General features: G+C 65.2%; 11 protein-coding genes and 2 rRNA genes. 8 read left to right on the top strand and 5 right to left on the bottom strand.

Annotation, left to right across the window (positions count from 1 at the left end):
- Positions 1-55 precede the first annotated feature (55 nt).
- Both rrf (ACFEMD_RS07915) and rrf (ACFEMD_RS07910) read left to right on the top strand, forming a co-directional pair.
- A 5S ribosomal RNA gene (gene rrf, locus ACFEMD_RS07915) occupies positions 56-177 on the top strand.
- 55 nt (positions 178-232) lie between these two features.
- A 5S ribosomal RNA gene (gene rrf / locus ACFEMD_RS07910) occupies positions 233-354 on the top strand.
- Positions 355-547: 193 nt separating this feature from the next.
- Here rrf (ACFEMD_RS07910) and ACFEMD_RS07905 read toward each other — a convergent pair.
- The gene (locus tag ACFEMD_RS07905; RefSeq protein WP_394740492.1) at positions 548-847 is read right to left on the bottom strand and encodes a DUF4242 domain-containing protein; all 300 of its coding nucleotides are present in this window, start codon (positions 845-847) and stop codon (positions 548-550) included.
- 141 nt (positions 848-988) lie between these two features.
- On the opposite strand from ACFEMD_RS07905, the gene ACFEMD_RS07900 reads away from it, so the two are divergent.
- Positions 989-3,208, top strand: coding sequence for a CDC48 family AAA ATPase (locus tag ACFEMD_RS07900; protein WP_394740490.1), 2,220 nt, complete (start codon positions 989-991; stop codon positions 3,206-3,208).
- 66 nt (positions 3,209-3,274) lie between these two features.
- Positions 3,275-3,757, top strand: a complete 483-nt coding sequence (gene fer, locus ACFEMD_RS07895) for a ferredoxin Fer (protein WP_394740489.1) — start codon at positions 3,275-3,277, stop codon at positions 3,755-3,757.
- Positions 3,758-3,792: 35 nt separating this feature from the next.
- On the opposite strand, the gene ACFEMD_RS07890 is transcribed toward fer, so the two are convergent.
- A complete protein-coding gene (locus tag ACFEMD_RS07890) occupies positions 3,793-4,350 on the bottom strand; it encodes a hypothetical protein (protein WP_394740487.1) in 558 nt (185 codons plus the stop codon).
- Positions 4,351-4,445: 95 nt separating this feature from the next.
- On the bottom strand, positions 4,446-4,730 hold the full coding sequence (locus ACFEMD_RS07885) for an ArsR/SmtB family transcription factor (RefSeq protein ID WP_005557867.1): 285 nt from the start codon (positions 4,728-4,730) through the stop codon (positions 4,446-4,448).
- Between the two features lie 94 nt (positions 4,731-4,824).
- Between ACFEMD_RS07885 and ACFEMD_RS07880 the strand changes: the two genes are divergently transcribed.
- Complete coding sequence (locus ACFEMD_RS07880; protein WP_005557869.1) at positions 4,825-5,127, top strand: amphi-Trp domain-containing protein; 303 nt, start codon at positions 4,825-4,827, stop codon at positions 5,125-5,127.
- Between the two features lie 2 nt (positions 5,128-5,129).
- On the top strand, positions 5,130-5,900 hold the full coding sequence (locus tag ACFEMD_RS07875; RefSeq protein WP_394740486.1) for a class I SAM-dependent methyltransferase: 771 nt from the start codon (positions 5,130-5,132) through the stop codon (positions 5,898-5,900).
- Between the two features lie 36 nt (positions 5,901-5,936).
- Here the strand turns inward: ACFEMD_RS07875 and ACFEMD_RS07870 are convergent, their stop codons facing one another.
- On the bottom strand, positions 5,937-7,655 hold the full coding sequence (locus ACFEMD_RS07870) for a pyrroloquinoline quinone-dependent dehydrogenase (protein WP_394740485.1): 1,719 nt from the start codon (positions 7,653-7,655) through the stop codon (positions 5,937-5,939).
- Positions 7,656-7,661: 6 nt separating this feature from the next.
- Positions 7,662-8,564, bottom strand: coding sequence for a hypothetical protein (locus ACFEMD_RS07865; RefSeq protein ID WP_394740484.1), 903 nt, complete (start codon positions 8,562-8,564; stop codon positions 7,662-7,664).
- A gap of 383 nt (positions 8,565-8,947) precedes the next feature.
- On the opposite strand from ACFEMD_RS07865, the gene ACFEMD_RS07860 reads away from it, so the two are divergent.
- Both ACFEMD_RS07860 and ACFEMD_RS07855 read left to right on the top strand, forming a co-directional pair.
- Positions 8,948-10,024: an ABC transporter substrate-binding protein gene (locus ACFEMD_RS07860; protein ID WP_394740483.1), complete on the top strand. Its 1,077-nt coding sequence runs from the start codon at positions 8,948-8,950 to the stop codon at positions 10,022-10,024.
- 39 nt (positions 10,025-10,063) lie between these two features.
- A complete protein-coding gene (locus ACFEMD_RS07855; protein WP_394740481.1) occupies positions 10,064-10,894 on the top strand; it encodes an ABC transporter permease in 831 nt (276 codons plus the stop codon).
- The last annotated feature ends 25 nt before the right edge of the window (positions 10,895-10,919 follow it).

The following is a 10,919-nucleotide window of genomic DNA, read 5'->3' as shown; positions in this document are numbered from 1 at the left end:
TTCAGAGAGGCCACCGATATTGGAATGATCGCGGTTCGATTCCGCGAATCGGCGTTCAGGCGGCCACAGCGGCGGGGCCCCTCCCGTACCCATCCCGAACACGGAAGATAAGCCCGCCTGCGTTTCGGGGAGTACTGGAGTGGGCGACCCTCTGGGAAATCCGATTCGCCGCCACCACTCATATCGGCGACCGACAGTGGTCTAACGACGGTTCGATTCCGTCGGTCGGCATTACAGCGGCCACAGCGGCGAGGTACCTCCCGTACCCATCCCGAACACGGAAGATAAGCTCGCCTGCGTTTCGGGGAGTACTGGAGTGGGCGACCCTCTGGGAAATCCGATTCGCCGCTCCCTTTCATACTCTTCGTTCACCAGCAGTCGAGACGCCAACTACAGAAGTCGCTACCCATTCGATGAGCGCGTTGCCAACCGACCAGCGGAGCCACTGCGCCTCGAGAACGTCTCAGTTCGCGACCGATCGTACTCGAGAGTCCGAAGGCAGGTAGCAACCGTCTTTTGGCCCATCGCGAGCGAGAACGGTCTGACGCTACTCGCCCTCGAGCGGCTCCCCTCGTCGATCGATTCGCGTCGCCGGGAGCCCCGCTCGCTCGGCGTGTTCGCGAACGACGTCCGTATCTTCGGCTCGATAGTGACAGAAGGTCCCCGTGATCTTTCCGTTCTCGTTCGTCAGTACTTCGGAGTCGACCCACCGGATTCCGACCCCCTCGTCGCGGAGTTCCTCGAGAGTCTCTCCCGACTGCTCGCCGGCGGCCTCGAGTTCGGATTCCGTGATCGGGTCGTCGAGCGCGCGGAGGATCAGGAAATCCTCTAAGTCGCTGTCTGTCATGTTCCATGTTACCTCTCAACGTCATCTCTGATAAGCATTCGTTCGATCCGGACGGACCGACTATGCGACCGTTCGGACCTCGACCCCATCCAAACGTTCTTGCCTTCGAGCGTGACACGTTACCAAAGGACGACTCTATCGATGAAACTCACCGTCAAACCGCTCGTCTCGAACCAGCGGGACCGCTCCGTCGCCGTCCTCGAGCGGGACGTAATGACCTCGCTCGGTGTCGAATCCGGGGAGTACGTTTCTCTCCAGGGACCGACGGGCGAATCGGCCGTCGTCGAGGTGCTGTCGCGCCCGTCCGAGGAGCGGGCGGAGCGCACGATCCGTCTCGATCGGGAGCTCGCGGAGCGACTCGACGTCGATACGGGAGAACGCGTTCGGGTCGAACCAGCCGAGGTCAGGTCGGCCGAACGGGTCTCGATAGCGTTACCTGACGACGTCTCCTCCGCCGAGGCGCTCGACTTCGCCCAGCGGGACGCCCTCGTCGGTCGTATCGTCTCGGACGGAGAGACGGTCTTGATCGACGCTGAACCCTCCCGATCCGTTCCGATCGAAGTCGTCGATGTCGATCCGGCCGATCCCGCCGTCGTCGAGGAGTGGACGTCGATCGTTATCGCTCCCAAACCGGCGACGGCCGACGAGGAGGACTGCGATGCGACGGATCCCGTGGTGACCTACGACGACGTCGGCGGCCTCGCGGACGAACTCGAGCAGGTGCGGGAGGTCGTCGAGTTGCCGATGCGATATCCCGGCGTTTTCGATCGACTCGGCATCGACCCGCCGAAGGGAGTCCTCCTGTACGGACCGCCGGGAACAGGGAAGACGCTCATCGCCCGCGCGATGGCCAACGAGGTCGGCGCCCACTTTCAGACGCTTCGGGGTCCGGAGATCGTCTCGAAGTACCACGGCGAGAGCGAGGAACGACTCCGAGAGGTGTTCGAGGAGGCCGAGGAGAACGCCCCGGCGATCGTCTTCATCGACGAGATCGACGCTATCGCGCCGAAACGGGAGGACGTCGGCGACGTCGAGCGCCGGATCGTCGCCCAGTTGCTCTCCCTGCTCGACGGCGGTGACGACAGAGGCCAGGTCGTCGTCGTCGGGACGACGAACCGCGTCGACTCCGTCGATCCCGCCCTCCGCCGGCCGGGTCGGTTCGACCGCGAGGTCGAGATCGGCGTCCCGGACGCCGACGAGCGGTCCGAAATCCTCGGGATCCACGCGGCCGACGTCTCCATCAGCGACTCGGTCGATCTCGAGCGCTACGCCGAGCGCACCCACGGCTTCGTCGGGGCGGATCTTGAGAACTTGATCAGGGAGAGCGCAATGTGTGCGCTGCGTCGGCTGCGAGCCGACTCCTCGAACGATTCCATCGAACTGCCGACCGACCGACTGGATGCCGTCGAGATCGATGAGTCGGATCTCGAAGCGGCGGTACGCGAGATCGAACCGTCGGCGATGCGAGAGGTGTTCGTCGAGGTGCCGGACGCGACCTGGGAGGACGTCGGCGGGCTCGAAGAGGTAACCCGAACCCTCCGGGAGACGGTCCAGTGGCCCCTCGAGTACGCCGACGCTTTCGACCGCGTCTCGCTACGTCCGGCAACCGGTGTTCTGCTGTACGGCCCGCCAGGGACCGGGAAAACGCTGCTCGCACGGGCCGTCGCGAACGAGGCCCAGTCGAACTTCATCTCGATCAAGGGGCCCGAACTCGTCGACAAGTACGTCGGCGAGTCGGAACGCGGGATTCGTAATGTTTTCAGTAAGGCCCGCGAGAACGCGCCGACGGTGCTCGTGTTCGACGAGATCGACGCCATCGCCGGCACCCGGAGCGATTCCAGCGAGACGGCGGTCGGCGAACGCGTCGTCAGCCAGCTCCTGACCGAACTCGACGGGCTCGAAGAGCTCGAGGACGTCGTCGTCCTCGCGACGACGAACCGACCGGATCGGATCGACGATGCGCTCTTGCGGGCGGGGCGGTTCGAACAACACGTTCGCGTCGGGGAGCCCGACGAGGCGGCCAGGCGGGAGATCTTCGAGATCCACCTTCGGGATCGCCCGCTTGCGGCGGATGTCGACCTCGGGACGCTCGCCGAGCGGACCGAGGGCGCTGTCGGCTCCGATCTCGAGGGCATCTGCCGGACCGCGGCGATGAACGCCGTTCGCGACTACGTCGAGACGTCCGCCGACGGTGAGCGCGACGACCCGACCGACGGGGAAGCCGGAGCAACGACCGCCCTCGAGAACCTCGAGCTAACGGCCGATCACTTCGAACGGGCCCTCCAGACGGCCGACGAGGAGACGCCCGAGGCGTTCGCTCGAGGGGTGGACGGGTTCGACGCGTTCGTCAACGACGGTTGAGCGGGTCTGAACCGAGCGCCGGAGGCGACCACCGATGCTAAGTGTGTGCACGGCTAGTGGTTGTGTATGTCACACAACCTCCCTCACGTTAGGCTCGGCGAGGACGCCGCGGAGCGCGGTGACGGCGACGGCGACGAGGGACCCGTCCGCACCGTCGAGTACCTCAACTACGAGACCCTGAGCGAACAGGGGTGGGATATGGACGACGAGGACCTCTTCGAGAAGGCAGCAGAGGCCGATCTGGGGGACGACGACTACGGGCGGGTCGAGATCACCGGCCGACGGTACATCCTCGACGCCGCTGAAGATCAGGGGTTCGAGTGGCCCTACGAGTGTCGCGCCGCCTCGTGTGCGAACTGCGCCGGCATCGTCTACGAGGGCGACGTCGAGATGGACATGGATCTCATCCTCACCGACGAGGAGGTCGAAGAGCGAGGGATCGTTCTCACCTGTCAGGCGCTTCCGGCCAGCGACGAGGTGAAGCTCGTCTACAACGCGATGTATCTCGACTACCTGCAGGATCGGGTCATCGGCGTCCGAGAGGTGTAGGTCTCTTCTTGCGGGCCGGAACGACCGCCGACGGCTCAGGACTCGAGTTTCTCGATGGCCTCCTCGAGACGCTTCGTGGGCGACTGCTCGGTGACGATCTGGTCCTGGCGGTAGGCGTCTATCGGGTCGGTGTCGACGTCGACGTCGGCCTCGGCGAGCGCGTCGAGTGCCGTCGCGAGCACGACCGTCTGGTACTCCAGTTGCGACTCGAGTTCGTTGACCTGTTCGAGCGTCCGCTCGGAGAGGTCGGTGAGCGACGCCGAGTACTCCGAGAGGTTCGCTTCGGCCTGATCGAGCCGTCGCTCGCCGAGGCTGATCGTCGCGAAGTTCTCGAGTTCGTCGACATCCTCGGACATCTGCGTGAGTTCGGACTCGACCGTCTCGAGTCGGTCGTCGACGACGCGCTCGATATACTGATCCATCGTCGTCGCCTCGGATTCCGCCTCCGCGCTCGAGTCGGACGACTCGGACGCGGTCTCTTCGACCGGTTCGTCCGCGGCGACCGCCCCGTTCTCGTTCGTACACGTGAGTACGTGACTCTTGTACGGACCTGGTGCCGGGTACTCCTCTCCACAGTGTGCACACTCTGGCATACGGGCACAATCAACATGGTAATGTAAATAGCTTTAGCTACCGCTTCGAACTCGAGGCGAAGCGACGAACGTCGACCGGAGACGGGGTCCCCTCGTTACGCCGACTCGTCGGACTGCTCTCTGGTCTGAAGGATGAACGTCCGTTCTGGCGGCGGCGCAGCGTACAGTTCCACGTCGCTGACGAGGCGGTAGTACTTGCGATTCCCGCGTCGGTAGTGGTCGACGAGTCCCGCCTCCTCGAGCACCCCGAGGTGGTGGACGGCCGACTTCCCGTTCATTCCGACGGATTCGGCGAGTTCGGAGACGTACTTCGGCTCCCGAGAGAGTTCTCGAATGATCTTTAGTCGTCGAGCGTTTCCCAGCGCCTCGAGCAGCGTCATGAACTACCGTACACGCAGCCGATAGTTGAGTGTTCCGTCACCTCCCGGACGCCGTCACGCACATTTATGTATTGACGGCGTGGTACACGTCATCATGACGAACAACGTCGAGTTCCCCGACGACGACGATCCCGAGCGGAGGGTCATCACGGACGGCTTCTTCGAACAGGAGATCTACCTCTCGCGAACCGAGACGGCGAGCTTTCTCCGCGAGATAGCCGACGCCCTCGAGAACGACGCGTCGCTGACGATCTCGGGCAGCAGCTGGGAGATCCCCTTCGAGTACCGCGAGCCGATCGAGGTCGAGATCGAGTTCTCCGGCCAGCGAACCTCGGAGCTCGAGATCGAACTCGAGTTCGAGGAGGCCCACGGCGGGAGCGATCTGAGCGTCGAGTGAGTGTGCTCGGACCCCGGTACTACTTCGGCGTCTACCACTGGCGGCGACGGTTCCGTTCGCTCGCGCTCGCGGCGGTCGCGATCGCAGCTGCGGCCGTCGTCGGGAGCCGAACGCGGTCCCGAAGCCGGCGGGCGGCTGCGTCGCTCGTTGCCTCAGTCGCGGCCGTTCGCGGGTTCCGGACGCTGCGTCAGCTGGTGGGTCCGACGCCGTGGTCGCTCGAGCGAGCGAAGTACGATGCCCTTGCGAGCCGACTCCCGCTCGACCGAGCGGATCGGGTTCTCGACGTCGGCTGCGGCACGGGCCGGTCCCTCGTGGGGATCGCACCGCACGTTCCGTCCGGAACGGCCGTCGTCGGTCTCGACGTCTTCGACGACCGCGTCATCCTCGGGAACGGACCGCGATTAGCGCGGCGCAACGCCGACCGCGCCGGGATCGGCGTCGAACCGGTGGCCGGCGACGCGGCGACGCTCCCGCTTCGAGACGGCTCGGTCGACGTCGCGACCGCCTGCCGGGTGCTGCACGATCTCCCGGCCTCGAGCGCCGAGGACGCGCTCTCGGAGCTCCGACGGGTCTGTAGGGCCGACGCGACGGTCGGCGTTCTCGAGCTTCCGCTCGTACCCGACGACGCCGCGGGCGATCCCGACCCGGAGGCGTACTGGGTCGACCGCGTCCTCGAGGCCGGGTTCGAGATCGAGACCCTCGAGCGTCTCGAGCTGGCGGGTCGGACGGAGCCGTACATCGTCATCGTGGCTCGGCCGAACACCGGTCGCTGATCGGTCGGCGGGCCAAAAAAGAACGTCGTCGGTCGCTTACTCCGACAGCGAGAAGACGGCCAGTCGAGTGTCGCGGCCGCCGGCGCCGCGACGGAGCCAACCGCTGCCGCCAACCTGGATCGCGACGTACTGCTTTCCGGCGTCGGAATCGTACCAGCTCATCGGGCTGCCGGCGATCGACGCCTCGCCGAGGTCGTACTCCCAGAGGCGGTCGCCGCTCTCGCCGTCGTAGGCGATGAAGTCGCCGTTCTGGGTGCCGGTGAAGACGACGCCGGTCTCGGTCGTCACCATGCCGCCCCAGATGTAGGCGTCGCTCTCGATCCAGTCGCGCCAGACGCGCTCGCCGGTTTCGGGGTTGATCGCGACGATGGCGCTGATCTTCTCGTTGTACTCCTCGGGAACCGCTTCGGTCTGGTCCTCTAAGATCCCGCCCCAGTACTTCTTGCCCTCCTCGTACTCCTCGAAGCGCCACCAGGCCTCCTGGGGCGAGTTGTTCATCTTCATGTACGCGAGCCCGGTCTCGGGGTTGTAGGCTGGCGGTTGCCAGTCGTTGCCACCCATCGCGCCGGGCATGAACGGCATCCGGCGACCCTCGTCGATGTGCGGGATCATCCGGTACATGTTCAGCTGCTGGACGCCGGGTTCGCTGCGCTCGATGAGCTCGCCCGTCTCGGCGTCCATCGTGTAGACCCAGCCCGTCTTGCCCGCGGAGACGACGACGTCTTTGGTCGTGTTGCGGTGTTCGATCTCCATATCCTGGATGAGGATCCGGGGCGCCGCGGAGTCGTAGTCCCAGACGTCGTGGGCGACCTCCTGGTGAGTCCACAGCCGTTCACCGGTGTCCATGTCGAGCGCGAGCGTCCCGCAGCTGTTGCGGTTCGGTCCCGGACGGACGGAGCCGTCGAAGTCCGGCCCGGGGTTGCCGATCGGCAGGTAGAGTCGTCGCTCCTCGACGTCGATCGTCGCGTTCATCCAGTTCGTCGCACAGGACTGGTTGATGCTGTCGCCAACCCACTCGGTCTCGGGGGAGGTCCAGGTGTGCCAGACCTCCTCGCCGGTTTCGGCGTCGAGTGCCGTGTGGAACCCGCGAACGCCGTACTCGCCGCCGGCGCTGCCGGTGAAGATCATCCCGTCGAACGCGACCGGCGCCCAGGTTGCGGAGTACCCCTCCTCGTGGTCGGCGGTCGAGGTGTACCACTCCTCCTCGCCGGTGTAGCGATCGAGGGCGACGACGCCCGAGTCGAGCGTCGTCATGAACACCTTGTCTCCGTAGGCGGCGACGCCGCGGTTGTTGTCGTCACAGCAGAGCACGACGTCCGAGGGGACGGCGTACGTATAGCTCCAGAGGATGTCTCCCTCCCGAGCGTCGATGGCCTTGACGTGATTCGGGCCGTTCGACTGATACATGATCGGCGGATCGCCCGGAACGATCAGGGGCGTCCCCTCCATGCTCGAGCCGGCGCCGACGTCGAGCATGTACTCGACCTCGAGGTCGGCGACGTTGTCGGGCGTGATGACGTCGGCCGTCGTGCGACGGTGTTGTTCGTAGTTCCCGCCGTAGGTGAGCCAGGCCTCCGGGTTGTCGCCCGACTCCTGGATCATCTCGTTGGTGACGTCGAACTCCTCGATCCGATCGACGTCGTGCTGGTGTGTTACCGATTTCTCGGGGGATCCGAGCACGCGGAACCCCTGGTCAGTCTCCCTAACAACCGTATCCTTTGCGGCCTGTACGGCCCTGTCTTCTTCGAGTGACATTGATAATTACCTCGCTTCGGATGGCGCGCGCATCTCTTCGGTGATCCAGAACATGTTCTTGCAAATCTCCTCCTGGTTGACGATCATAATCGCCGCGCCGGCGGTGATCGCGGCTGTCAGCTGCGAGTCGGTCAACCCCTCCTCGCGGGTGATATCGAGCGCCGCCTGCGCCAGCAGGTGGAACCCGCCCAGCAGCGCCTTGATGTCCCAGTAGCCGTCGTCGAGGATCTCGTCGGTGACGAGAACCCGGTTCTGCCAGAGGTGGACGTCGAGCGCATTGATCCACAGCAACGTCCCGCCGGCCGCCCGCTGGTGGAGCGGCGGGACGTGTTCGACGCCGAACTCCACCTCGGCGGGGATCTCCTTCGTCGGTACCCACCGGGCGAGGCGGTCGTTGTTGTTCGTGACGTCCATGACGAGCGCGATCCGCTCTTGCTCGTCGAACCCGAGCGCCTCGAGTTCGGCCGTCAGCTCGTCGGTGGCGATCAGCTCGTGGGCCGTCCCCTCGATGTGTTCCGGCGTGAACCGCGGCAGGTTCGCCTCGAGACTCTCGAAGAAGTCGACGTCGACGAGATGGTCGTAGATCTCCCAGCCGGGTTCGGCGAGCTCGCGATAGAGCACCTCCGCTTCGGTCTCACCCTCCGGGATTCCCTGTTCCCGGACCTCCGGCAGGCGCTCGAGCTGTCTCGAGAGCTCCTCGAGTTGCGTCTCGAGCAACTCGGCGTCCAGCTTCCCCGAGAGATCGCTCCGAATCGATTCGCCCATCGAGGCGAACTCGGGATCGTCCGTCCGCTCTACCTCGTCGCGCAGCCGCTCGATCGTCAGCTGATCGCCGTCGCGGACCTCATCGACGTCGAGCGTCCGGGCTAGCTGTCGTTGTGCCTCGTCCGTAATCTGTGCCGTCGTCATGTGTCACGCTCCCCGTCGTCCGTTATGCGTCCCGTGGTTTCATCTACCATGCGTTGTGTGTGGCCAACGTACACGATCTTAGACCTTATTATAATAAATCTATAATTAAAACTCGAAATTATGCGCTCTGGAGCGTCTCTGTCGGCTCTCCGATAACAACGAGGCTATCGATTCGCATAGTGTCGGGTCCTGTCGCGGGAGAGTCGTTGACACTATGATAGAAATCAGCCATTACCACGTCTCGAATCGTGTCAACGGGCTGCCTACTACAGCGAAACGGAGTACGATGTCGGCCGGTCGGTAGCGATTCGGTACTCGAGTACTTAAACCTTAATCCAAATGATTTATACAGTCTTTCGTTGACAGCCACTACTGGTGAGAGTGTGAATTACACACAACGTACGCGACGCGGGGTCCTCGCCCTCGGTGGCGCGGTCGCCCTCTCGGGGTGTGCCGGTCGGCTCAGCGGGAACGGAGACGGCGATCCGTCCGCGGAGGACGGGGTCGCGGTAGAGTCCGTATCGCTACTGCTCAACTGGAACATGGGGGGACTTCACACGCCCTACGTTGCCGCCCGCGAGAACGGGTTCTACGAGGAGGAGGGGTTTACCGACGTCGAGTTCGAGAGCGGCGACGGCTCCGACTTCGCAGCGAACCAGGCCGGACTCGGCAACACCGAGTTCGCGATCTCGAGCGGCGACCAGATACTGGCGGTCAACAGCAACGAGTTATCGCCGCGGGCGGTCGGCATCGTCATGCAGCGGAACCCGAACGTCGTCTTCGCCGACCGCGAGGAGTTCGGCGAACTCAGCGACCCCGAACAGCTCGAGGACGTCACGGTCGGCAGCGGTCCGGGAATGGTCCGGACGATGACCGAGGCGTACCTCGCTCATCACGACCTCCTCGATACCGTCGAGTACGTCGACGCTGGCTTCGACACCGTCCAGCAGCTGCTGGCCGGCGAGATCGACGTGGCGGGCGGCGTCTTCAGCGACGTCGTCGACGCCAGACACCAGGATCGGGAGATCGACGTCCTCGAGATCGAAGACGCCGTCTCCTCCTACGGCCACCTGATCACGACCGACGAATCCTTCGCCGAGGAGAACCCGGACACGGTCGAGGCGTTCCTCCGGGCGACCGCGCGCGGCGCCGTCTGGGCGGCCCAGAATCCGGACGAGGCGATCGATCACCTCGTCGACGTCCAGCCCGAACTCGAGGAGACCCGGGAGAATCAGGCCGACAAGTGGGAAGAGATGTACACCGGGTACATGCTCTCGGAGACCGTCGAGACGGAAGGCTGGGGAGCGAGCGCTCCGGAACCGTGGGAGGAAACCCACGACGTGCTCGCCGACGGCGACGCCCTCGAGAACGAGGTCGACCCGGCCGACGTCTGGACGAACGACTACCTCGACAGCGAGGACGAGTACGTCGCGGAGTTCGCCGACCGAATCGATGAGTAGCCGGCCCGCAGCACTCGAGAGTCGAGACCGACGCCCCGCATGATCGACGAGCAGGCCGACCGACGCGGCGGGCGACGGCTCGAGCGGGTCCCGAGCAGTCGCGACGTCCTCGAGGGCTCCCGAACGGTCGTCCACGGGCTCGTGACGCGGCTGCTCCCGCCGACGATCGTGTTCGTCCTGTTGCTCTTGGCGTGGCACGGCGCCGTCGTCTACTACGACGTGCCGACGATCGTGTTGCCGTCGCCGGCCGAGGTCGGGGCGACGCTCGCCGAGACGTATCCGACGCTGCTCGGCGACGCCGCCGTCACGGCGGCAACGGCTGGAATCGGACTCGTCGCCGGCACCGTCGTCGGTGCCGGCCTCGCCTTCGCGATGATTGGCTCCCGTCGAGCGGCGAGCACGATCCTCCCGTACGTCGTCGCGCTCCGCATCGCGCCGGTGATCGCGATCGCCCCGCTACTCTTTCTGTGGTTCGGTCGCGGCGTTCCCGCTCGAGCGCTGGTCGTCACCACGCTGACGGTGTTCCCGATCACGATCGCGACCCTCGACGGACTTCGCGGCACCCCGGAGTCGTATCTCGAGCTGCTGCGGACGGTCGACGCGTCGCCGACGGCGGTGTTCGTCCACGTCCGGATCCCCGCGGCCGCGCCGAGCGTCTTCGCCGGGCTCAAGATCGCCGCGACGCTGTCGGTCATCGGCGCGGTCGTCGCCGAGTTCGTCACGCTCAACGCCGGGCTCGGCTACCGGGTGTTCGAGACGGCGGCGTACCTCCGGACGGCGGAGACCTACGCCGCGCTGGTCGTCCTCTCCGTGGTCGGTATCGGCTTCTATCTCGTTCCCGTCGCCCTCGAGCGCGCGCTCTGGCACTGATCGCGACACGGTCCCCTGATTCTGG

The organism is Natronococcus roseus (genome assembly GCF_043677095.1).
GTDB classification, from domain to species: domain Archaea; phylum Halobacteriota; class Halobacteria; order Halobacteriales; family Natrialbaceae; genus Natronococcus; species Natronococcus roseus.
The sequence above is the reverse complement of the archived record's forward strand: the minus strand, read 5'-3'. Positions and strand labels throughout refer to the sequence as shown.

What these genes read in the sequence shown, in the direction of transcription:
- ACFEMD_RS07855 (WP_394740481.1), top strand. Translation starts at nt 10,064, where the DNA reads ATGATCGACGAGCAGGCCGACCGACGCGGCGGGCGACGGCTCGAGCGG.
- fer (WP_394740489.1), top strand. Translation starts at nt 3,275, where the DNA reads ATGTCACACAACCTCCCTCACGTTAGGCTCGGCGAGGACGCCGCGGAG.
- ACFEMD_RS07870 (WP_394740485.1), bottom strand. Translation starts at nt 7,655, where the DNA reads ATGTCACTCGAAGAAGACAGGGCCGTACAGGCCGCAAAGGATACGGTT.
- ACFEMD_RS07865 (WP_394740484.1), bottom strand. Translation starts at nt 8,564, where the DNA reads ATGACGACGGCACAGATTACGGACGAGGCACAACGACAGCTAGCCCGG.
- ACFEMD_RS07880 (WP_005557869.1), top strand. Translation starts at nt 4,825, where the DNA reads ATGACGAACAACGTCGAGTTCCCCGACGACGACGATCCCGAGCGGAGG.
- ACFEMD_RS07905 (WP_394740492.1), bottom strand. Translation starts at nt 847, where the DNA reads ATGACAGACAGCGACTTAGAGGATTTCCTGATCCTCCGCGCGCTCGAC.
- ACFEMD_RS07900 (WP_394740490.1), top strand. Translation starts at nt 989, where the DNA reads ATGAAACTCACCGTCAAACCGCTCGTCTCGAACCAGCGGGACCGCTCC.
- ACFEMD_RS07890 (WP_394740487.1), bottom strand. Translation starts at nt 4,350, where the DNA reads ATGCCAGAGTGTGCACACTGTGGAGAGGAGTACCCGGCACCAGGTCCG.
- ACFEMD_RS07885 (WP_005557867.1), bottom strand. Translation starts at nt 4,730, where the DNA reads ATGACGCTGCTCGAGGCGCTGGGAAACGCTCGACGACTAAAGATCATT.